The sequence below is a fragment of the Photorhabdus noenieputensis genome, from assembly GCF_018448935.1.
In the GTDB taxonomy this organism is placed as follows: Bacteria; Pseudomonadota; Gammaproteobacteria; order Enterobacterales; family Enterobacteriaceae; genus Photorhabdus; species Photorhabdus noenieputensis.
Genome location: NZ_RCWC01000014.1, coordinates 35,490 through 59,008, shown reverse-complemented (window position 1 = coordinate 59,008; position 23,519 = coordinate 35,490). Strand labels below are relative to the sequence as shown.

General features: G+C 42.2%; 21 protein-coding genes. 12 read left to right on the top strand and 9 right to left on the bottom strand.

The features are described from left to right. Positions 1–61 precede the first annotated feature (61 nt). Positions 62–1,588, top strand: a complete 1,527-nt coding sequence (gene dgt, locus EAE91_RS11505) for a dGTPase (RefSeq protein ID WP_214088626.1) — start codon at positions 62–64, stop codon at positions 1,586–1,588. Here the strand turns inward: dgt and EAE91_RS11500 are convergent. After that, a complete protein-coding gene (locus EAE91_RS11500; protein ID WP_214088625.1) occupies positions 1,572–3,923 on the bottom strand; it encodes an ATP-binding protein in 2,352 nt (783 codons plus the stop codon). The two genes, dgt and EAE91_RS11500, sit on opposite strands and share 17 nt — an antisense overlap. A gap of 53 nt (positions 3,924–3,976) precedes the next feature. Between EAE91_RS11500 and rlmD the strand changes: the two genes are divergently transcribed. The 4 genes from rlmD (at position 3,977) to EAE91_RS24590 (ending at position 8,639) form a co-directional block, all read left to right on the top strand. Next, positions 3,977–5,293: a 23S rRNA (uracil(1939)-C(5))-methyltransferase RlmD gene (gene rlmD / locus EAE91_RS11495; protein ID WP_214088624.1), complete on the top strand. Its 1,317-nt coding sequence runs from the start codon at positions 3,977–3,979 to the stop codon at positions 5,291–5,293. A 41-nt stretch (positions 5,294–5,334) separates the two neighbouring features. Then, the gene (relA, locus tag EAE91_RS11490) at positions 5,335–7,566 is read left to right on the top strand and encodes a GTP diphosphokinase (protein ID WP_214088623.1); all 2,232 of its coding nucleotides are present in this window, start codon (positions 5,335–5,337) and stop codon (positions 7,564–7,566) included. A 153-nt stretch (positions 7,567–7,719) separates the two neighbouring features. Next, positions 7,720–8,499 (top strand): nucleoside triphosphate pyrophosphohydrolase, encoded by a 780-nt coding sequence (gene mazG, locus EAE91_RS11485; RefSeq protein WP_214088622.1) that lies wholly within the window; start codon positions 7,720–7,722, stop codon positions 8,497–8,499. A 14-nt stretch (positions 8,500–8,513) separates the two neighbouring features. After that, the gene (locus EAE91_RS24590; protein WP_280520279.1) at positions 8,514–8,639 is read left to right on the top strand and encodes a hypothetical protein; all 126 of its coding nucleotides are present in this window, start codon (positions 8,514–8,516) and stop codon (positions 8,637–8,639) included. A 28-nt stretch (positions 8,640–8,667) separates the two neighbouring features. Here the strand turns inward: EAE91_RS24590 and EAE91_RS11480 are convergent, their stop codons facing one another. From EAE91_RS11480 to EAE91_RS11460, 5 genes are read right to left on the bottom strand one after another with little or no spacing between them, the layout of a single operon-like run. After that, positions 8,668–9,390: an Imm52 family immunity protein gene (locus EAE91_RS11480; protein ID WP_214088621.1), complete on the bottom strand. Its 723-nt coding sequence runs from the start codon at positions 9,388–9,390 to the stop codon at positions 8,668–8,670. Positions 9,391–9,449: 59 nt separating this feature from the next. After that, positions 9,450–10,172, bottom strand: coding sequence for an Imm52 family immunity protein (locus EAE91_RS11475; protein ID WP_214088620.1), 723 nt, complete (start codon positions 10,170–10,172; stop codon positions 9,450–9,452). Between the two features lie 60 nt (positions 10,173–10,232). Further along, entirely contained in the window at positions 10,233–10,955 is a 723-nt protein-coding gene (locus EAE91_RS11470) for an Imm52 family immunity protein (RefSeq protein WP_214088619.1), read from the bottom strand. A gap of 12 nt (positions 10,956–10,967) precedes the next feature. Next, complete coding sequence (locus EAE91_RS11465) at positions 10,968–11,576, bottom strand: restriction endonuclease fold toxin 5 domain-containing protein (protein WP_214088618.1); 609 nt, start codon at positions 11,574–11,576, stop codon at positions 10,968–10,970. Between the two features lies 1 nt (position 11,577). Next, a complete protein-coding gene (locus EAE91_RS11460; protein ID WP_214088617.1) occupies positions 11,578–11,925 on the bottom strand; it encodes a hypothetical protein in 348 nt (115 codons plus the stop codon). A 409-nt stretch (positions 11,926–12,334) separates the two neighbouring features. On the opposite strand from EAE91_RS11460, the gene pyrG reads away from it, so the two are divergent. The 7 genes from pyrG (at position 12,335) to EAE91_RS11425 (ending at position 20,535) form a co-directional block, all read left to right on the top strand. Then, the gene (gene pyrG, locus EAE91_RS11455; RefSeq protein ID WP_214088616.1) at positions 12,335–13,972 is read left to right on the top strand and encodes a glutamine hydrolyzing CTP synthase; all 1,638 of its coding nucleotides are present in this window, start codon (positions 12,335–12,337) and stop codon (positions 13,970–13,972) included. 72 nt (positions 13,973–14,044) lie between these two features. Then, on the top strand, positions 14,045–15,346 hold the full coding sequence (eno, locus tag EAE91_RS11450) for a phosphopyruvate hydratase (protein ID WP_214088615.1): 1,302 nt from the start codon (positions 14,045–14,047) through the stop codon (positions 15,344–15,346). Positions 15,347–15,492: 146 nt separating this feature from the next. Next, positions 15,493–15,648 (top strand): type II toxin-antitoxin system RelB/DinJ family antitoxin, encoded by a 156-nt coding sequence (locus EAE91_RS11445; RefSeq protein ID WP_052739485.1) that lies wholly within the window; start codon positions 15,493–15,495, stop codon positions 15,646–15,648. 826 nt (positions 15,649–16,474) lie between these two features. After that, positions 16,475–17,182, top strand: coding sequence for a hypothetical protein (locus EAE91_RS11440; protein ID WP_214088669.1), 708 nt, complete (start codon positions 16,475–16,477; stop codon positions 17,180–17,182). Between the two features lie 188 nt (positions 17,183–17,370). Continuing rightward, positions 17,371–18,552, top strand: a complete 1,182-nt coding sequence (locus EAE91_RS11435) for a cysteine desulfurase family protein (RefSeq protein ID WP_214088614.1) — start codon at positions 17,371–17,373, stop codon at positions 18,550–18,552. Positions 18,553–18,574: 22 nt separating this feature from the next. Beyond that, a complete protein-coding gene (locus EAE91_RS11430; protein WP_214088613.1) occupies positions 18,575–19,768 on the top strand; it encodes an MFS transporter in 1,194 nt (397 codons plus the stop codon). Between the two features lie 554 nt (positions 19,769–20,322). After that, positions 20,323–20,535: a helix-turn-helix domain-containing protein gene (locus EAE91_RS11425; RefSeq protein ID WP_118986784.1), complete on the top strand. Its 213-nt coding sequence runs from the start codon at positions 20,323–20,325 to the stop codon at positions 20,533–20,535. Between the two features lie 332 nt (positions 20,536–20,867). Here the strand turns inward: EAE91_RS11425 and EAE91_RS11420 are convergent, their stop codons facing one another. From EAE91_RS11420 to EAE91_RS11410, 3 genes are all read right to left on the bottom strand, one after another. Further along, entirely contained in the window at positions 20,868–21,590 is a 723-nt protein-coding gene (locus EAE91_RS11420) for a helix-turn-helix transcriptional regulator (protein WP_214088612.1), read from the bottom strand. A 160-nt stretch (positions 21,591–21,750) separates the two neighbouring features. Further along, entirely contained in the window at positions 21,751–22,473 is a 723-nt protein-coding gene (locus EAE91_RS11415) for a helix-turn-helix transcriptional regulator (protein WP_214088611.1), read from the bottom strand. A 311-nt stretch (positions 22,474–22,784) separates the two neighbouring features. Next, entirely contained in the window at positions 22,785–23,507 is a 723-nt protein-coding gene (locus EAE91_RS11410; protein ID WP_214088668.1) for a helix-turn-helix transcriptional regulator, read from the bottom strand. Between the last annotated feature and the right edge of the window lie 12 nt (positions 23,508–23,519).

The window sequence follows — 23,519 nt, the reverse complement described above, 5'->3', positions numbered from 1 at the left end:
ATTTAGAACAAGCAGATAATCTGTGATGTAAAACAGTGCTACCTCACAAGTCGGAGGATAAATGTCCGGGATAGACTTTAGTCAGAAGCTTAACTATCAGCGTAAATATCGTCAGTATAATATTGATTCTAATGATGAAGAGCAGGTTATTCGCCAGTTTGAAAGCGATCGTGGGCGGATTATGAATTCAGCGGCTATTCGTCGTTTACAGCAGAAAACCCAGGTTTTTCCACTAGAAAATAATGCCGCTGTCCGCAGTCGCTTGACGCATTCATTGGAAGTGCAACAAGTTGGACGCCATATTTCGAAAACGATTATTAATGAATTGAGAACGAGTAATTTGCTGGCCGATTACGGGTTGGATAAACGGCTATTATCATTTGAAAGTTTGATTGAAATGGCTTGTTTAATGCACGATATTGGTAATCCACCATTTGGTCATTTTGGTGAAGCGGCAATTAAAGATTGGTTTGCCAGAAAACTCGATCTTAATTTTTCCCTGGAAAATATTAAGCGGGAAGATCGATGTGAAATCCCGGCATTGCGTTTGTGTGGTGATGTGAAAAAAGATCGCTTTCGTCGCCAGTTGCGTAAAGATCTATGCCAGTTTGAAGGGAATGCCCAAGCTATCCGTATGGTGCATAGCTTATTAAAACTCAATCTGACTTATGCCCAGGTTGGCTGTATTCTAAAATATACCTGTCCTGCTTTTCGTCTTGAAGAAACACCGAATCAATTTAATTACTTGATGAAAAAACCGGGTTTTTATTGGTCGGAAGCGCATTTTGTTCGCGAATTACGCCGTGAGCTTAAAATGGGTGAATTTTGTCGCTTCCCTCTGACTTATATTATGGAAGCCGCAGATGATATCTCTTATTGCATTGCTGATTTGGATGATGCTGTTGAAAAAGCGATTTTCAGTGTCGATACTCTGATGGGATATTTGGAACAGGAGTGGCAAGAAAATGGCGGTCATCGGACCGGGGATCTATTCGACGTAACGGTTAGAAAGGCGCACAAGGGAATTCACGGTAACGAATTACGTCGAAGTCAGCAGGACCAATTTTTTATGTATCTGCGGGTTTATATTACCGGCAAACTTGTGCCTTACACAGCTCGTCGTTTTATTGATCATCTACCAGCTGTTTTTGCGGGTTCATTTAATCAAGCGCTACTTGAAGATAAGAGTGAGGAGCATCGATTACTTAGAACATTGAAAAACATTGCTTGTAAGAGAGTGTTTAATCATCCAGAGATTGAAAAATTAGAGTTGCAGGGATACAGAATCATCAATGGGTTATTGGATTTTTATTATCCGTTATTGAAGATGTCCCGTCAGGATTTTGTGGAACTGAACCAGAATAATTTCCATAAAGATTATTTTATGGAAACCCGGCTGCTACACAAGCTTTCCACCAAGCATCGTCTCGCTTATGGTGAAGCAGTAGAGAAAATTGTTGCCACTGACCAAGCTGAAAAAGACCTAATCGAATTCTATTATCGCGCTCGTCTTATTCAGGATTACATCAGTGGCATGACAGATAATTATGCTTATGAGGAGTATCGTAAGTTTATTGTGTGCACTTAATGTTCTCGCCGCTACTCAATACTTTTTTTGCAGCGGTAAGTACATGATCAATTTCATCGGTCAGTTCCAACAATTCAGGTTCGATATCGGTTGATTGAACGCCTTGTTGTAATTGTTGTTCAATGAATTGGCATAGGGCTTTAAGTTGTGGCACGCCGCTATAACAGCAGCTACCGTGTAGTTTATGGATCTGCTGTTGATAATTTTCCACCGTTTCCCCTGACAAAACTTTTTCTGTGATTGTTTTAATTGTTGGTAGTAAATCTACCAACATTTGCAGCATATCCATAGCTAGCTGTTCTTTTCCAATGGCCTGTTGTAGTGCTAATGGCCAGTTAATATGCTGTGATTTTGGTGTTTTAACGTAGCGTTTTAACACTGATCTCAGACGATCTTCATCGAGAGGTTTGGTCAGGAAATCCTCAAATGGAGATTGATCTGTATCGCTCTTTGGTCGGCAGGTATAAGCTGTAACCGCAATGATCGGTGTATTGCGGTGTTGCGGTAGCTGGTGGATGCGGTCGGAAGTACAGATACCATCCATACCTGGCATATGAATATCCATCAGAATAACATCAAAATGGTGAGAGGTTGCTGACTGCAAAGCTTCTTCTCCGCTGCGACATAGCACGGTTTTTTCCACGGTTTCTTCCAATAATGAACCTATTAGTTTGAGGTTAGCTGGGTTATCGTCAACGGCCATGACGGTCATCGGTAAACGTGGGAGATGGATAAGCGTCTTTTGTGGTGCAACTGAGCTGGTTAGAATGAAATCGGCTTTTCCTAGCCATAAATCAAAACGGAAAACAGAACCTTTTTTCGGCTCACTGGTAAAACTAATATTTCCGCCCATTTCTTGGATCAGTTTCCGTGTAATGACCAAACCGAGGCCGGTACCGCCATAACGGCGGGAAATGCTGGCATTTGCTTGATGAAAAGCCTGAAATAGATGAGGTTGTTGTTCAGGGCTGATACCAATACCTGTATCGCTGACCGTAATCTCTAAATTGATTTTGTGGTGCTTCTGTTGTAGCAGATCTATCTTTATTTCCACAAAACCCTGTTCAGTAAATTTAATCGCGTTACCGATGATATTGGTGAATATTTGTTGGAGGCGCGTAGGATCGCCTACGACCAGATTCGGTATTTGGGGATCAACATGGTGAGTTAGCTGAATATTCTTACTTTTGGCGCTGAGTGTCAGTAACACCATGACCTCATCAATCGTATCTTGTAGCAGGAATGGAATGTTTTCCAATACCAATTTATCTGCTTCAAGTCGCGAAAAATCCAATATATCGTTGATAATGTTCAGTAGATGATTAGCGGAGCGCTCAATAATATACAGATATTCAGTTTGCTGTATTGTTAAAGGTGTTTTCAGTGCCTGGCGGGTGAAGCCAATTACGCCATTAAGTGGTGTGCGTAATTCATGAGACATGTTTGCCAGAAATTCAGTTTTTATTCTGGCTGCTTCTTGAGCGCGTTTTTTCGCTATTGCCAGCTCAACGTTCTGAATTTCGAATTGTTCCATTGTTGCCCGCAGATCTGACGTTGCCTGATAAATATCGTTTTGCATCTCTTCTTTATAGCTGGAGAGCGATTTGGCCATTGCATTAATGCCATTTTTCAGCGTATCTAATTCACCAAAATATTTCCCACTGACACGACTGTTTAATTGTCCTTGGCGAATTCTATCGACAGTACTGACGATATCGCTGATAGGTTTTGTGATCTTACGAACCAAATAGTAAGCGAACAGCGATGCCCAACCGAGGCAAATGAGTAACAGTAATATAAAAATAACGATTTCTTTATATTGCTGTAAGTGAGCTGATCGTAAATCAAGATCAATGGCGATATAACCAATCGGATGTAAAGATGGGTCGTTAGAATGCTGCTGATTCTGGGACAAATAGTGTTCTGAAATAATGGGTATGCGTAAGATAATACTGTTTTTAACCTCCGTTTTTGTCAGGGTGGTTGGCAGAGGCATATCTGGCGAGATCTGTAGTTGAGCTGCATTGTATTTATAGTTTGATATATCAAATAGCTGGTTATTATCGTTAAAAATGGCAATCGCCCGAACTATCTCAGAATTTCTGCGATGAAGCCGGGTTATCAATGAATTGACACGTTCACGGTTATGCAGGTTTACGCCAATTTCACTGGCGATGGAAAGGGGTTCAACAATACTGATCCCGGATCGAACAATTTGGTTTTTCAGTTCACGATGGTGATAGCAGAGGAATGAGATACTGAAAAACATGCCAACCAGTAAAATTGGAATCAGGATCAGGCTCATCATGCGGATGCGTAAGCTATATTTGGTCATAATCGTCCATTATGGGAAAATAAGAACTTAATAATTCATAGTCCGTAAGAATCATGGTGCAATTTTATTCCCCCAATCGTCGAATAGTAAATCGACATATCATCACAGTCACTGCTGATAATCTGGATGCCCAGGGGCAGGGCGTAGCTCGCCATCAGGGTAAAACTATTTTTGTCGCCGGATTATTGCCCGGTGAACAAGCACAGGTACAACTAACGGAAGAGAAGCGCCAGTTTGCAAAAGCAAAGTTGGTTAAGCGTCTATCTGACAGCCCATATCGTGTAAATCCCCGTTGTCCGCATTTTGGAGTATGTGGCGGTTGTCAGCAACAACATGTTGCGTCTGATTTACAACGTGAGAGTAAAGCTAGCGTCCTCGAACACCTGATAAGACGGGAAACGGGTGTAACAGTTTCTGCCAAGCCGGTGATTCTTGGTCCCGAATATGGTTATCGGCGCAGGGCAAGGCTTGGTTTACATTATCAAATAAAACAGCGCCAACTGGTGATGGGATTTCGTCAAAATCAATCCAATGAGTTAGTTGCTATAAAAGAGTGCCCTGTTTTGCGACCTGAGTTGGAACAATTATTGCAGCCATTATCTCAGTGTCTGAATAACTTGAAAGCGGTTAAACGGTTGGGGCATGTGGAATTGGTGCTGGCAGATAATGGTCCATTGATGATATTGCGCCATCTTGATCCCTTGAAATGGGAGGATAAAGAGAAACTATGCACATTTTCCGTGCAACATAACGTTGCTGTCTATCTGGCGGCGGATGAAACCTCACTTGAATCACTGAATGAACCATCGGAACCTTGGTATCAAGTAGGTGGCTTGAAACTGGTTTTCAGTCCAAGAGATTTTATTCAGGTTAACGATCAGGTGAATCAACAAATGGTTGCTCAGGCGATAGAGTGGCTCGATTTGCAACCGAATGACAGGGTGCTCGATCTGTTCTGTGGAATGGGGAATTTTACCTTACCTATTGGTCGCGTAGTGCAATCTGTGGTCGGAGTCGAAGGGGTTGCCACGCTGGTAGCTAATGGGCAATATAATGCCAGATTAAATAATTTGGATAACATATCTTTCTGCCATGAGAACCTGGAAGCTGACATACATCATCAACCCTGGGCGAAATTGGGGTTTAACAAGGTCTTATTAGATCCGGCGCGTACTGGTGCGGCGGGAGTCATGTCACACATTGTTGAGTTAGCACCGGAAAAAGTAGTCTACGTCTCTTGTAATCCAACAACATTGGCGCGGGACAGTAAGATTCTGCTTGAGGCTGGCTATCAAATTATCAATGTGCGGATGCTGGATATGTTTCCGCATACAGGTCATCTGGAGTCAATGGTGCTATTTAGTCGTTAGAGCGTGGTTAGGTAGAAGCTATGAAGTAGTCGGGAGAGATTATGGTTGCGGTAAGAAGTGCGCATTTAACCCCTGCGGGAGAGTTTGCAGTAAACAGGTGGATCGCTAGTTTAAATGTAGCGAATCTTCAATTGGGTGAGAAATTAGCCGAAACCTGGCGTTATTGTCACGAAAAAGCGCAAAATCATCCTGATTCAGAACTTCTGTTATGGCGTGGCGTAGAGATGGTTGAGATCCTCTCTACGCTGAGTATGGATAATGACAGTATGCGTGCTGCGCTACTGTTCCCGTTGGTGGATGCTAAATTACTTGACGATCAAACCGTCACTGAGGCGTTTGGTAGTGTGATTACCAATCTGGTGAAAGGTGTTATGGAAATGGACGCCATTCGCCACTTAAAAGCCACTCATCACGACTCAATCTGCTCTGTACAGGTTGATAATGTTCGCCGGATGCTACTGGCAATGGTGGAAGATTTTCGTTGTGTCATTATCAAATTGGCAGAGCGGATTGCCCATTTGCGGGAAGTTAAAGAGGCGACTGAAGATGAGCGTGTACTGGCTGCGAAAGAGTGTTCCAACATTTATGCGCCGCTCGCTAACCGACTAGGCATTGGTCAACTTAAATGGGAACTTGAGGATTATTGCTTCCGTTATCTCCATCCTGATGAATATAAAAAAATTGCGAAATTACTGCATGAACGCCGCATTGATCGTGAGCAGTATATTGATCATTTTGTCAATACATTACGCAAGCATATGTTCAAGGAGGGCGTCACTACTGAGATATATGGGCGTCCTAAACATATCTACAGCATTTGGCGCAAAATGCAGAAAAAATCACTGGCATTTGATGAACTGTTTGATGTTCGGGCTGTGCGGATTGTGGTCGAGCGTTTGCAGGATTGTTACGCGGCTCTGGGGATAGTGCATACTCACTATCGTCATTTGCCGGATGAATTTGATGATTATGTTGCTAATCCGAAGCCGAATGGCTATCAATCCATTCATACCGTAGTGCTTGGGCCAAGTGGTAAGACATTGGAAATTCAGATCCGTACCCGTCAGATGCATGAAGATGCAGAATTGGGAATCGCCGCCCACTGGAAATATAAAGAGGGGGCAGTGGCGGGTAGTCGTGCCGGATATGAAGGGCGCATTGCATGGCTGCGTAAACTGATCGCATGGCAGGAAGAGATGGCTGATTCTGGTGAAATGCTGGATGAAGTTCGCAGTCAGGTGTTTGATGATCGGGTATATGTATTTACACCGAAAGGCGATGTTATTGATCTCCCTACCGGTTCTACGCCGCTGGATTTTGCTTACCATATTCACAGCGATGTGGGACATCGTTGTATTGGGGCGAAAATCAGTGGTCGCATTGTGCCATTTAGCTATCAATTGCAAATGGGCGATCAGATTGAAATCATCACACAGAAACACCCGAACCCAAGTCGTGATTGGTTAAATCCAAACCTGGGATATGTCACCACAAGCCGCGGTCGGGCGAAAATCCATAACTGGTTCCGCAAACAGGATCGGGATAAAAACATTATCGCTGGTCGTCAGATGTTGGATAACGAACTGGAACACTTGGATATCAGCCTAAAAGAGGCGGAAAAGCTGCTTATTGCCCGTTATAACGTCCATACACTTGATGAAGTACTGGCGGGAATTGGGGTTGGTGATATCCGTATTAACCAGTTGGTCAATTTCTTACAAAGCAAACTTAAGAAAACCACCGCAGAGGATGCAGATCGGGAAGCGCTTCGCAATTTAGAGAGTAAATCACACCCACAGCGTAGTTCTGCTAAAGATGACGGGCGGATTGTGGTAGAAGGTGTGGGTAATTTGATGCATCACATTGCCCGTTGCTGCCAGCCCATTCCCGGCGATGAGATTGTCGGCTTTATCACTCGTGGCCGAGGGATTTCTATCCATTGGGTTGATTGTGAACAACTGGCGGAGTTGCAGGCAAATGCGCCGGAAAGGGTAGTAGATGCGGTTTGGGGAGAGAGCTATTCCAGTGGTTACTCACTGATTGTGCGTGTTGTTGCGAACGATCGCAGTGGATTATTGCGTGATATCACCACGATCTTGGCTAATGAGAAAGTGAATGTGCTTGGGGTGAGTAGCCGCAGTGATATAAAACAGCAGATTGCCACCATTGACATGAATATTGAGATTTATAACCTGCAAGTACTGGGGCGGATCTTAGCGAAAATCAATCAATTACCGGATGTTATTGAAGCCAAACGTCTTCATGGCAACTGACCGTGGGAAAATTTGGATAAAAAATGAAATCATTTGCTATATACCCTATGGATTTCAAACTGCATCGCGACGGCAAGGGAGAGAATCCCCGGGAGCATAGCGAACTATGTGACCGGGTGAGCGAGTGCAGCCAATAAAGAGGAAACTTGAAAGATGACGGGTATAAAACGGTTATTAGAGATTATGGCGCAGTTGCGCCATCCTCAACAGGGATGTCCTTGGGATAAACAACAGACATTCAAAACCATCGCGCCTTATACATTAGAAGAGACTTATGAAGTCATTGATGCCATTGAACGGGGTGATTTTTCTGATCTAAAAGAAGAGTTGGGCGATCTATTATTTCAGGTGGTGTTCTATGCTGAAATGGGCAAAGAGCAACAGTTGTTTGATTTTGATGATATCTGCGATGCGATTAGCGACAAGTTGGAGCGCCGCCATCCACATATTTTCGGTCAGCAGCAGGATATCAGCAGTGATGTGGCTATCAGTGGTTGGGAAAAACGTAAGGCGCAGGAAAGAGCGCAAAAAGATCTACATTCGGTCCTTGATGACATTCCGGCAAGTCTGCCTGCGTTGATGAAAGCGTATAAAATACAGAAGCGTTGTGCTGCGGTTGGCTTTGACTGGGATACTTTGGGGCCGGTGCTGGACAAAGTTTATGAAGAGATCGACGAAGTGATGGATGAGGCTTATCAGGCGGTGGTTGATCAACAGCATTTGGAAGAAGAGATTGGTGATTTATTGTTTGCTGTTGTGAATTTATCTCGCCATCTCGGATACAAACCGGAAATTGCGTTGCAAAAAGCATGTAATAAGTTTGAGAATCGATTTAGAGAAGTAGAAAAGCAGATCCTGAACCAAGGCCACACCTTGGAAGCTGCGACATTGGAAGAAATGGAACAAATGTGGCAACAAGTTAAGAAACAGTAATCGGAAAGAGTGGCATGAAAGCTGGAATTTTTATTTTTTTGAGTAAAGGGATGGCAAACAGCCCAAGGGGGCTGTTATCAGCACGAAAAAAGCAGAAATGGAAAGTGGCGCTGATTCACGAAAAAATATCAAAAGAATGATGAAGAATAGAAAATTATCTCGTCGCCGTTAAACCTCAGTAATTAATGGTAGTAATCCCAGATTTAACAACTGAATTTCAACATCATTGGCTTTATCAATATCGTCCTGATTTTCACCGTCAAAAATGCCTTTTTTGGTGATGATTAATGTGCCCAATTGCTCTTTATCATTGGCGATAGGCAAGATTTTATCTGCCATTGGTAACAATGAGCGGTCTATAACGAAGGGTAAATAAATCATCCAGCCTGCACTTAACCTGTCGGGAAATACCTGATTTCGTTTCAAGGTATAACCGTTAGTTTCCACCATAATGTAGGGGGTATTACGGCTGAAAACCAAAAAGGTAATAAAATCAATCAACCGTGAAAACTGAAAATCTTTTTCGTTAATATTGAGTCTTATTGTTATATTAGTTTGTCCTAACCTGTCACTACGATAGCTCTCATAAAATAGGGAACAGGCAAGATCATCATCTTCACCATCCCAAATACTTTTTCCCATAAAAGGAAAATTTTCTTTGTAATTTTTTTCGAATACCTGAACTGCTTTTTTCGTTGGATGCTGTCCTTCAAAAACAGGATGCTCTAATGCTTCCTTACGAGTGTGTCCAGTCAAAAACCAGGTTTTATGACGGACAAAAAAGTGATCGATTTGCTGAGTAATTCGATACAAATCAACCAATACTATTTCGGGAGTTAAGGGTTCTTGCCGGTCAAAATACAACTCTATTTCTGGTGATAAAATAGCCATGCATTACCTCGTACTATCCAAATAAAGGGGGGTAAAGTACTGCCCTGATAAGGGCAGCATTAAACCTCAGTGATTAATGGCAGTAATCCCAAATTCAATAACTGAATTTCAACATCATTGGCTTTATCAATATCGTCCTGATTTTCACCGTTAAAAATGCCTTTTTTGGTGATGATTAATGTGCCCAATTGCTCTTTATCATTGGCAATAGGCAAGATTTCATCTGCCATTGGTAACAATGAGGGGTCTATAACGAAGGGTAAATAAATCATCCAACCTGCACTTAACCTGTCGGGGAATACCTGATTTCGTTTCAAGGTATAGCCGTTAGTTTCCACCATAATGTAGGGAGCATTACGGCTGAGAACTAAAAAGGTAATAAAATCAATCAACCGTGAAAATTGAAACGCCTTTTCGTCAATATTGAGTCTTATTGTTATTTTAGTTTGCCCTAGTCTATCAATACGATAGTTCTCATAAAATAGGGAACAGGCAAGGTCATCAACTTCACCATCCCAGATTTGTTTTCCTATAAAAGGAAAATCTTCTTTGTAACTTTCTTCAAACACCTGAACCGCTTTTTCCGTCGGGTGGTCCCCTTCAAAAACGAGGTGTTCCAATGCTTCCTTACGAGTATGACCTGTCAAATACCAGTTTTTTTGACGCCCGAAGAGTTGGTCAATCTGTTGTGTTATCTTATACAAATCAGCCAGTGCCACTTGAGGAGTCAAAGATTCTTTCAGGTCAAAATACAACTTTATTTTTGTCGATAAAATAGCCATTTATTACCTCGCATTATCCAAATAAAGGGGTGTGAAATACCGCCCTGATAAGAGCAGCGATTAAACCTCAGTAATTAATGGCAGTAATCCCAAATTCAACAACTGAATTTCAATATCATTGGCTTTATCAATATCATCCTGATTTTCGCCGTCAAAAATGCCTTGTTTGGTGATAATTAATGTCCCCAATTGTTCTTTATCATTGGCAATAGGCAAGATTTCATCTGCCATTGGTAACAATGAGGGGTCTATAACGAAGGGTAAATAAATCATCCAACCTGCACTTAACCTGTCGGGAAATACCTGATTTCGTTTCAAGGTATAGCCGTTAGTTTCCACCATAATGTAGGGGGTATTACGGCTGAAAACCAAAAAGGTAATAAAATCAATTAACCGTGAAAATTGAAACTCTTTTTCATCAATGTTGAGATCTATTCTTATTTTGGTTTGTCCTAACCTGTCACTACGGTAGTTTCTGTAGGATATAGAACAGGCAAGGTCATCATCTTCACCATCCCAGATTTTTTGGACAATAAAAGGTGGTATTTCCTTATAATCCTTCTCAAATGCCTCTATTACCTTTTTCGTTGCCCCTTGTTCATCAAAGGCGGTGTGTTCTAATGCCTGTTTACGGGAGTGTCCGGGAAGAAACCAAGTCTTGTGATATCCAAAGAATAGATCAATCTGTTGCGTTATCTTATACAAATCAGTGAGTGCCATTTGTGGAGTCAACGATTCTTTCCAGTCAAAATACAGTTCTATTTCTAGTGATAAAATAGCCATTTATTACCTCGTCTATTTAATTAAAGGGGTGAGAAATACTTTAACGTTGGGATGCCCAGAGAATTCTTTCGAATAGTAAGTTGCACTCATAGGTTCCATAAAATGCCAGTGGGCGCGTGGAATGCCATTCAATGAAGTACATACTTCTTGTTGTCTACTAGCTTGCTTTATCATAGATTGATCTCCCGTCCACCACTCCATTGGCTTTCCCTTCCTAAAAAACTGATCATATTTCGCTTTGGATTCCAGAAACAGGCATGCTTTTGGTCGCCAGCCATCAAAACTGACCCCCAGACATTCCCATACCTGTATGAGTTTTACGTCCGGTTTGTAAACGGTTTTGGCTATCTGGAGTTGATAATCAAGGGTAACCTGTGAATATGAACTGGTGCTTTCCCAACTGGGACTCACTTTCTCAATGGCGGGGCAAGCCTTGCATTCTTCCCTTGTTGTACTGCTTACATCCGTTCGGGCTTCCTCTTGCTCTTTTTCATCATCCTTGTCTTTTGTCATTTCCGTAACGCCGAGGCCCACACCAACGCCAACCAATATGCCCGCAAGGGCTGATGCCGCATATTCGGCAGCAGTCAGGGCTGCCGGGACTAACAGAGGTAAAGGCATGTTAATTGCTCCTTTTCAACAATTTATCTATTATTCTCAAGATATCTTTGTATTGTTGTTCCGGGTTTTCTCCTGCTTCAAGGGCATTTTTGATTTCTGGTACACCGTGGAAATTAAGATTAAATGCCGTTAAATAAAGGTATGATTTAATCAGCTTTTTATCTTTAAAGCCCAGGTCTTCGATTAAATACCGATAGGCTTCTTTAAGCCGCTTATGCAAATTTTTCTCATCCTCATGCACAACCAAGTCGGCATGTTCTGACAAAATGCATTGCCTGATTTTTTCAATATAAGCATTGTCCTCTGCATCAATAATTTTATCGAATTGTTCCTGAGTCAGTATAATCATGGCACCGCTCCTTAAATCATAAGCGACTGTTACCTATAATGGGGCCTTTGGGTTGAGTGTGATTTAGATGAAATGATTACTATAGAAGCAATAATACTGTTTTTTAATCAATTAAAGCAATAAAATCATCCGACATTGAGAATAAACAGGCACGATTGACTTCATGGAAAATAAAGTTTGTGTCTGTGCTCATGTTGACATTGACAATGCTATGAAAGGGGTTGTTATCCACGTACAACGAATGAATCGGCTATGTTTAAGCAGAGATGGGGTTAATGTGGGACAACAAAATGCGGGAAAAATACCTTATTTGCGTTCAGATTATTTGTGGCAAATTTAAGGTTCGGGTATACTGCTTTCCCGTCCTGGTTATATCCATCATCTTTAAACCTAAACTTTCAGGTTCAGCATGAAAACTAATTATATTTTTGTGACCGGCGGGGTCGTATCCTCTCTGGGTAAAGGCATTGCCGCAGCCTCTTTGGCGGCTATACTCGAAGCCCGTGGACTCAATGTCACGATTATGAAACTGGACCCGTACATCAATGTCGATCCAGGTACGATGAGCCCAATCCAACATGGGGAGGTCTTCGTTACCGAAGACGGCGCTGAAACTGATCTCGATTTAGGTCACTATGAGCGTTTCATCCGCACTAAAATGACTCGCCGCAATAACTTTACGACGGGGCGGGTTTATTCCGAAGTGCTGCGCAAAGAGCGCCGTGGCGACTATTTGGGGGCGACCGTTCAAGTGATTCCTCACATCACCAATGAAATCAAAGATCGCATCATCAGTGGTGGTGAAGGTCATGATGTGGTGCTGGTGGAAGTTGGCGGTACTGTCGGTGATATTGAATCGTTGCCATTCCTTGAAGCCATTCGTCAAATGGCAGTCGAAGTTGGCCGTGAACACACTTTATATCTGCATCTGACGCTTGTTCCTTATCTGGCCGCGGCTGGCGAAGTCAAAACTAAACCGACTCAGCACTCGGTAAAAGAGCTGCTCTCTATTGGTATTCAACCGGATATTCTGATTTGTCGTTCAGATCGCGTCATCCCTGCTAATGAACGGGCAAAAATCGCACTGTTCTGTAATGTGCCGGAGAAAGCGGTTATCTCCCTAAAAGACGTTGATTCCATTTATAAAATCCCAGGGCTATTGAAATCTCAGGGCTTAGATGATTATATTTGTAAACGATTCAGCCTCGATTGCCCGGAAGCAAATTTGTCCGAATGGGAGCAGGTCATTTACGAAGAAGCTAACCCTTCCGGTGAAGTCACTATTGGGATGGTGGGTAAATACGTTGAACTGCCTGATGCGTACAAATCCGTGATTGAGGCATTGAAGCACGGTGGATTAAAAAATCGTCTGACGGTGAATATCAAGCTGATTGATTCCCAAGATGTTGAAACTCGTGGTGTTGAATTATTGAAGGGACTGGATGCGATTCTGGTTCCTGGTGGTTTCGGGGGCCGTGGTATAGAAGGCAAGGTCATGACAGCCCGTTATGCCCGTGAGAACAAAATTCCTTATTTGGGGATCTGTCTCGGCATGCAGGTGGCATTGATTGAATTCTCTCGCCATGTTGCGGGTTTGGAAAAAGCCAGCTCAACAGAATTTGAGCCAGATTGCCGATTCCCGGTTGTTGGCCTGATCACCGAATGGCGTGATGAAGACGGTAATTTAGAAGTGCGCAGCGAAGAGAGTGATCTTGGTGGAACGATGCGTGTGGGTGGTCAGCCGTGCCACCTGACAAAAGATAGCTTGGTGCGTACCTTGTATGGTGCAGATACGATTGTTGAGCGTCATCGTCATCGTTATGAAGTGAATAATTTACTGCTGAAACGTATTGAAGATGCTGGTCTTCGGGTAGCGGGTCGTTCAGTAGACAATAAATTAGTCGAAATTATTGAGATCCCAGACCATCCTTGGTTCGTGGCTTGTCAGTTCCACCCAGAATTTACTTCCACTCCTCGTGATGGCCATCCATTGTTTACTGGTTTTGTTAAAGCCGCCGGTAAATATCAGAAAGGCCAGATCAAATAAGATGTGCAGTGAGTGGCGGCATGAAGTATTCCGTCACTTACCTGAAATGTAACTTGTACTGAGGAAAACCTAATGTCCAAAATCGTTAAAGTGATCGGTCGTGAAATCATTGACTCCCGTGGTAACCCAACCGTAGAAGCAGAAGTGCATCTGGAAGGGGGTTTTGTGGGTTTAGCGGCTGCGCCCTCTGGTGCATCCACCGGTTCTCGCGAAGCGTTGGAACTGCGTGACGGTGACAAATCCCGTTTTATGGGTAAAGGTGTATTGAAAGCTGTTGATGCAGTGAATGGCCCAATTGCACAGGCAGTTATCGGTCAGGATGCTAAAGATCAGACTAACATCGACAGAATCATGATCAGCTTGGATGGTACTGAAAATAAATCCAAATTCGGTGCTAACGCGATTCTGGCGGTTTCTCTGGCTAACGCTAAAGCGGCGGCGGCAGCGAAAGGCATGCCATTGTATGAGCACATTGCTGAATTGAATGGCACTCCGGGTAAATTCTCTATGCCGTTGCCGATGATGAACATCATCAATGGTGGTGAACACGCGGATAACAACGTTGATATCCAGGAATTTATGATTCAGCCGATTGGTGCAAAAACGTTGAAAGAGGCGGTTCGTATCGGTTCTGAGGTTTTCCATAGCTTGGCTAAAGTTCTGAAAGCGAAAGGTATGAGCACTGCGGTTGGTGACGAAGGCGGCTATGCGCCTAACCTGGAATCTAACGCGGCTGCACTGGCTGCTATTAAAGAAGCGGTAGAACAAGCCGGTTATGTTTTGGGCAAAGATGTCACTTTGGCTATGGATTGTGCCGCTTCTGAATTCTACAACTCAGAAACCGGTAACTACGAACTGAAAGGTGAAGGTAAAACTTTCACTTCTCAAGAGTTCACTCATTACCTGGAAGATTTGACCAGAAAGTACCCGATTGTTTCTATCGAAGATGGATTGAATGAATCTGACTGGGAAGGCTTTGCTTACCAGACAAAAGTGTTGGGCGAAAAAATCCAGTTGGTTGGCGACGACCTGTTTGTCACCAATACCAATATCCTGAAAGAAGGTATTGAGAAAGGTATTGCTAACTCCATTCTGATCAAATTCAACCAGATTGGTTCTCTGACAGAAACACTGGCAGCGATTAAAATGGCAAAAGACGCAGGTTACACGGCGGTAATTTCTCATCGTTCTGGTGAAACAGAAGATGCGACTATTGCTGATCTGGCAGTAGGTACCGCGGCAGGCCAAATCAAAACTGGTTCTATGAGCCGTTCTGATCGCGTTGCTAAATACAATCAATTGATCCGTATTGAAGAAGCTTTGGGTAACCGAGCTCCTTTCTATGGCCTGAAAGAAGTAAAAGGTCAGGCTTAATCGGTAAGTATTAGTTAAACAGGAGGGGTAAAACCCTCCTTTCAAAGAATACAGAGGCAAGAACTGATTTGCTTGGCAGTTTTGATGTGTTGAGCATTTCTGATCCTTTTGCCGGTAGTGGAACAACGACTATATAAAAGTGAAGTATGGTTATTAATCGATTAGCCGCAGAAGGTCGGCTACCGGATGGGTTGCTGCAACCGAATAGCGAGACGTTACAGGCAATTCATGATCTAGAGAATGGGATAGGTGTTCACCGTGCCAACACGCTTGATGAATTAAAAAGTGATTTAGGTTGGTAAAAAGTGCTGATTTTCGTTTATCAAAGCCGATTTAAATATGTTTGCTGAGCGGAGAGCCAACTGTGATTTGAAGAGAAAGAATTAAGTTGAGCTGTAATAGGTTGATGTTTGAGCATGACAAACCTGAAATAATTTTATTCTTCCAAATGAAAGGCTAAAACCACCAGCTTTAGCTGCGATACTGTATTGTGCCGGTAGTCTGACAGGGGGGATAAAACCTCCTTCATAAGGGTAATAACCCGGTAACTTCTACAACATCAATTTTTGAGTTTTCCTGAGGTAGTCGGTGCGGCCATATTTTCACATGTGAAACTTTTCGCCGATGGCTTAATAGCGAATCCCCTCCTTAAATATAATATTGCTGAGAAGATTTACCTTGATGTAATGGATTTTAGTTAGCTATCTCAACAACAGTTCGGACATATCCATACTTGGCAACTAGAATCTTGTATTGGTGTGACAGAATTACTCGGTAAGCTGAGAGCTAAATGATGTCCGATGGCCGGGCTCAGAGCTACGGCTGCAAGGCCAAAAAGAAAAAATGTTTAAACAAGACGAAGATCTATTTTTTGATAAAAAAGATACGCTAACCTTTATCCAACTTCTTTTATGGGAATTATACCCTTGCCTAATATCAGACATACTTATTTCATAACCGGGGTCGCAAGAGAAAAAGATATTTAGCGTATGTGAAATTATAAAGATCGCCTTATTTTCCATCCGTTATATTGGCCACTCTTTATAGAACTTCCCCGATCTAAAAATTAATGGATTATTGCGGTCATTCTTATACGTACGATCCACTAGGAAAAGGATATTGATGAAAATGAATCAGCGAGAAACTAACGTAAGCATACTGGCAGGGAATTCACGAGTTTATCTCAATAAGGATAGCGAGATAGTTGTCGAGGCTCAGTTGAAAGCCTTTGAGGCTGCTCTGATGTTCGCCAAGCAAAGCCAAGATGAATGTGGTCAATTACCGAGGATATCCGTGGCATTCGATCATCATGGGATATTCCGCCTCCAGTTCCTGATAGAGAACCTCACTAATTCTCAAAAACGGAACCCCCGCTTGAGTCATCTCCACGCCTCGATCAGGAATATCTTCTTGCCCGTAGCAGAAAAATATCAGATTCCGCTTAGTGAAATACGTGTTATTCACGAAGATTCAGCCAGGCAGCACCTTGTCCATATCCTGGCTTCTGGAGAAATACCCGAAATCATCACACGGCGGATGGTGTCCAAAAACCTCGCTGACGGCAAACCGCCGACATCAGATGCTTCTTACGAAGAGCCAACTCAGAAACTCACCTGTGCGGCAATTACGAAGGAATATTTTGAGAAAGCCGCAGGTGATCACAAAGGTTCAGACGCTATTCTGGAGGTATTCTTTGAGGACTGCGCTTGGTCTAGAGCTTTGGCATATGTGCGTGGGCTACAACTTAGCCATATGCTCGGTGTTTCAACTGCCATTCGTCTTAATCTTGTTAATGAAGAGGGGGAGGTGAGTCAAGGTGATGTAGTTACTGCCTAGCAGATATACCCGTCATCTTTCAAGTTGCCTCTTTGTTGGCTGCACTCGCTCACCCTGGTCACATAGTTGGCTATGCTCCCGGGGATTCGCTCCCTTGCCGCCGCGATCCATCTTGAAATCCATAGGGTATAGATATAGTCAAGATAATAAAAAAATAATTTCATCTTTGTTTGTTAAGGGGGAAGATTATGTACAACTTAACTCGGCCGATATATTTGGATAACAATGCTACAACGCCATTAGATCCTGATGTGCTTCAAACTATGATGCCCTATTTTACCTGCGCTTATGGAAATGCTTCCAGTAATCACCATGCATTTGGGTGGAAAGCGATGGAGGCTGTTGATAATGCGAGAAAAGTGATATCAACATCGATAAATGCGACGAGTCACTCCGATATTATATTCACTTCTGGCTCTACCGAGTCGAACAATCTTGCAATCGCGGGCCTTCAACATCGGGGCAAAAAGGGGCATGTCATCACATCGATAATTGAGCATAAGTCTGTTCTTGATTGTTGCGGTAGGCTCGAATCAATGGGAACGGAGGTGACCTATTTACCACCGCAAAGCGATGGCATCGTATCCCCAGACTTAATATCTCGTGCAATAAGAGATGACACCTATCTCGTTTCGATTATGGCTGCTAACAATGAGATTGGTTCAATACAAAAAATTGAAGAGATAGGCGCGATCTGTAAAGAACGTGATATTCCTTTTCATACAGACGCCACTCAAGCGCTCGGCAAAATAAAATTTGATGTACAACGCATGAATATCAGCCTTGCCTCATTTTCCGCGCACAAAATATATGGGCCAAAGGGGATCGGTGCGCTTTATATCGATTCACGCAATAAGAATATAACCCTTGCTCCTCTCATTGTTGGTGGGGGACATGAGCGAGGTTTACGTTCTGGAACCCTTAACGTTCCGGGGATCGTAGGCTTCGGGCGAGCCGTCGAACTGTCTGTTAAAAACTTGCCTGATGAGTCGATGAGGTTACGTTATTTAAGGGATTTACTTCGGTCGTATATTATCGAGAATGTGGCTGATGTTCGGATAAACGGTCATCTTACCGAATGCCTTCCTGGTCTGTTAAATGTCTCCTTTAACGGCGTGGATGCTGACTCGCTTTTGCTGGAGCTTTCCGAGGTTGCGTTATCCTCTGGGTCTGCATGCACATCCGCTAACAGAGCGCCGTCACATGTACTAAAGGCAATAGGGCTAAGTGATGCTCAGGCTCAAGCCAGTGTGCGTTTCGGACTGGGCAGATTTAATGACGAGGACGAGATACGGTATGTTTGTCTCCGTCTACAAAAAGCGGTGAATAAACTGAGGTCGATGGCACCAAAGCCATTCGGCGTCCTGTAATAATTAATATGGAGTTTGACTCATGCGAACAATGTCGGCACTTTTTCTTTTGTTCGGAACCCTGTTCACTGCGGGGGGATATGGTGCCACCTTTCTTATTTCCGCGTATTTTCGGTCACAAGGGGGGAGTGACATTGACACTGGGACGACCCTTAGCGTGGCCTTGGTCGGCACCTTGATTGGTGTTCCTTTGGTTGGATGGTTTGCTGGGCAACTGGAAGCATCACGTCTTGCAGCTCTAGCGGCGCTGGCGATGTCTTGTGGTTATTTTCTTTTCGGTGGTTTCAGTGGTGAACTGAGCTACATCCCGCGTATTGCAGCGTTCTTGATTGGACTCGGTTGGGGAATGTTTTATATCAGTGGGCCTATGGCATTGTCGGAGCGTGTCACTGACGCTGACAGGGGGCACTGGTTTACTCGTTTCAGCGCATTTCAAATGGCTGGGATTTGCGGTAGTCCCATCCTTCTCGCTGCGGCGGTTGAACAGGCAGGAGTGCCCATCCGAATAACATTTCTCTTTGTTGGCGTTATTGGCATCCTCGCCTCCCTACTTCTGGCGACCTTTGGGATCAAGGAGCCGCATGGTCAACAGGAGTTATCACTGAGACCTTGGGTGAAAAAAATAACCAAGATTGCTGCCAGTAGTGCGATCCGTCCTATTGTAATGGTGGGTTTGGGAGGCGGTGTATTCTCCGGAATGATGTCGTTCCAGAGTTCGTTGGTTGAAGGGACTCAAGCAAATGCAAGTACATTCTTTGCTGTACATGCAGCGACTGTGGTTGTAGCGCGGCTTTTGCTAGCCCGCCGTTTATCGACGATGCCCCGTATCCCGTTAGTCATCGTGCTGATGTTATTCTTAATCATGGGCATTCTGGCTCTGTTAGGCATACCGGTTCACCCTATGTTTCAGATTGTGGCGGCCATGTTAACGGGGATAGGTTATGGATTGGTGTATCCCGTTATTCAAACATGGGCAGTGAACGACTCTGCGCTTGAGAACCGTCATGCGGCCCTTACTTGGTTCGTTGTCGCTTATTTTGTGGGGATATTTGGATTTCCTGCGATAGGAGGATGGATATTAGTTGGCGCGGGCAAGACCTTATTTATCCTAACCTTAGCCGCAATAGCTTCTCTTGAACTTATGGTGGCAATATTGGGAGGACGGTGGTTTTGTCGCATTAAGGGCAGGTTAACGGCACAGAATGAAGCGCGTTAACAGTCATTCAGCCAGTCGATAATTATCGACTGGCTTTGCTGCTGCGCAAGCAATTTTTCTATGGCCATAAAATATTAATTGATGTTATTCCTCGTAATTGAAGCGCTTTTTTAGGATGTTCGCTAATGTATTTAATGCGCTTCCAACATTTCCCAAAATAACTAAACTTTTTAAACATTCTAGTATCCATAAAAGAACATTTCTTAACAATTAACGTTCGTTTATGACCTTTTAGTTGTTAGATATAAATGTTCCTATTCGGAGAATATTTGGCTGCACTTAGCGGGGTTTTACGCCTTAGTGCAGTTATTTTTTAGTATTCCGCACCAGTGCGGACTCAGGGAAAAAGCTGTAACAATATATACCCTATGGATTTCAAGATGTATCGCGGCGGCAAGGGAGCGAATCCCCGGGAGCATAGAAAACTATGTGACTGGGGTGAGTGAGTGCAGCCAACAAAGAGGCAACTTGAAAGATGACGGGTATAAAAATATTAATCTAAAGAGAGTATGAATATAGCACCTTGAATAACCAAACTGAGAGGAGAATGAGGAATGATTGTGAAAAACGACTGGCACCCGGCTGATATTATTGCAGGGCTTAAAAAACGGGGAACGTCGTTAGCTGCTGTTTCGAGAGAAGCGGGGCTTGCATCATCTACTTTATCAAATGCTTTGCACCGTCCGTGGCCTAAAGGTGAACAACTTATTGCTATTGCTTTAAATTGTGAGCCTTTTGAAATATGGCCAAGCAGATATTCTAAATGAATTAAAATAAACTTCTCGAAAAAAATTCAATGAGAAGAGATTAAATACCTGAAGCTTTTCTTGTGTCTTTTGGAAAGCTTCAGGTATGATCATAAGATTAAAATAGAATAGTTAACGTCACGCCTTGATGTTTGTCATAATTAATTTTTTCCTCATAAATTATTTAATATTTTATTATGCTGACATTCCTCTTTATATTTCTGTTGATTTCACGGATCGCCAGATAGGTGTAGTATTACAAAATCGGGTAAACCAAAATTTTTTGAGCGGGACGTAGGGTTTTGCTTGGCAGAACCCTAATGACATAGTAACGACAGCGATGCTGTACATTGTTATGCTAAAGGTATATAGGGATTATGGTTAATAAATCGGGTAGGAGCATAGTTATCATATCCCTTCCCCCTGCAATATTCTTTTAACTGGCTTAATGAATTTATCCCTATTTTTTGATAAATAAATTGTAACCTGCTTTGTACCGTTCTATAGGTGATGCCTAATTTTCTAGCTATGTCTTTAGCGCTTAGCGATTGCAATGCAAAAAATACTATATCGAACTCTCTGTCGGTAAATAAATCAGTTGGTTTGCCAAAAGTTAATGATTCTGGATGAATGTTATTTTCAAAATGATACATGGAATAAATTTCAAGTTTTTTACCGTGCGACACAACCCCAATGCATTCTCCATCCTTCATGAGAGGTGTAACATTGACCAGAAATGGTTGGATTATTTTTTCTTTTCCGACATAAGTGAAGGTGTGTAGTACCGGAATGGTCTTTTGACTCGTCATTACATTATTATCATTAGCTTGTATAATATCTTCAAACTCAGACCACGGTGCTGGACATTCACCATCGAGCTTTCCTTCTATATTAAAACCTTTAGGAAGACCGCTGTAATGAATCATAGTATCATTGGCATAGATGAATCGATGTTCCTTGTCTTTTATAACCCAAACATCATTGCTGTTTTCCATGTACGATATGAAAGCATCAAAGTTTTCTGAATGAATATCCAGATCTTTGTTTACAGAGAAACTCATAGTTTTATCATTCATAATTTCACCTATCATGATTAAACTGTAAGACTGTGATAACTTCCATGTGAGATATCCCACAAAACTTTTTTCGTGCTGTTAAGCGAGTTTTGGTCGGCGCATAGGATTCTGTTTAGACAGAACCCTAATGGTATAGTAACGACAGCAATGCTGTGCATTGTTATGCCAGAGGTATAAAGGGATTAGGGTTAATAAATCGGGTAGGAGCATAGTTATTATATCCTTTACCCCTGCAATATTCTTTTAACTGGTTTAATGAATTTATCCCTATTTTCTGGTAAATGACATGTAGCCTGCTTTGTACCGTTCTATAGGTGATACCTAATTTTTTAGCTATATCTTTAGCACTGAGTGATTGCAACGCAAAAAATACTATATCGAACTCTCTGTCGGTAAATAAATCAGTTGGTTTGCCAAAAGTTAATGACTCTGGATGAATGTTGTTTTCAAAATGATACATGGAGTAAATTTCAAGTTTTTTGCCGTGTCCAACAATCCCAATGCATTCTCCATCCTTCATTAGCGGTGTAACATTGGTCAGAAATGGTTGGATCATTTTTTGTTTCCCACCATAAGTCAAGGTGTTTAATACTGGGATGTTTTTTTGACTCGTCATTACAACATCACAACTAGCTTGTATAATACTTTCAAACTCAGACCACGGTGCTGGACACTCACCATCAAGCCTCCCTTCTATATTAAAACCTTTAGGAAGACCGCTGTAATAAATCATAGTATCATTGGCATAGATGAATCGATGTTCCTTGTCTTTTATAGCCCAAAAATCGTTGCTGTTTTCCATATACGAAATGAAGGCGTCAAAGCTTTTTGAATGAACATCCAGATCTTTGTTTACAGAGAAACTCATCGTGTTATCTTTCATAATTTCACCTATCATGATTAAACGGTAAAACTGGAATAACTTCCATGTAAGATTATCACTTTTACGACACAATGGATAATTATATTTATGAGTTTTTTGGTACCTATTTGGTGCGGATTATTTTACAGAGGAGCAGTTTCCTGTAATTATCTTCCATATGCTAATATTCTATATTGTGTAAAATTTTTATTATTAATTATGTTTTTAATGAATAATTGCAATATGCTGGATGGAATGTAAGAGAAACAAGGTTTAAGGTTCTGCCAAGCAGAACCCTAATAGAATAATGACGATAACGGTGTGGTTCATTGTTATACTAGAGGTATATAGGGATTCGAGTTAATAAATCGAGTAGGAGCATAGTTATCATACCCCTTACCCCTGCAATATTCTTTTAACTGGCTTAATGAATTTATTCCTATTTTCTGATAAATGATATGTAGCCTGCTTTGTACCGTTCTATAGGTGATACCTAATTTTCTCGCTATGTCTTTAGCGCTTAGCGATTGTAATGCAAAAAATACTATATCGAACTCTCTATCAGTAAATAAATCAGTTGGTTTGCCAAAAGTTAATGAGTCAGGCTGAATGTTGTTTTCAAAATGATACATGGAATAAATTTCAAGTTTTGTACCGTGACCAACAACCCCAATGCATTTCCCATCCTTCATTAGGGGGATAACATTGAGCATAAATGGTTGGATCATTTTTTGTTTCCCACCATAAGTCAAGGTGTTTAATACTGGGATGTTTTTTTGACTCGTCATTACAACATCACAACTAGCTTGTATAATACTTTCAAACTCAGACCACGGTGCTGGACACTCACCATCAAGCCTCCCTTCTATATTAAAACCTTTAGGAAGACCGCTGTAATAAATCATTGCATCGTTGGCATAGATGAATCGATGTTCGTTGTCTTTTATAGCCCAAATATCATTGCTGTTTTCCATATATGATATAAAGGCGTCAAAGCTTTTTGAATGAACATCCAGATCCTTGTTTACAGAGAAACTCATCGTGTTATCTTTCATAATTTCACCTAT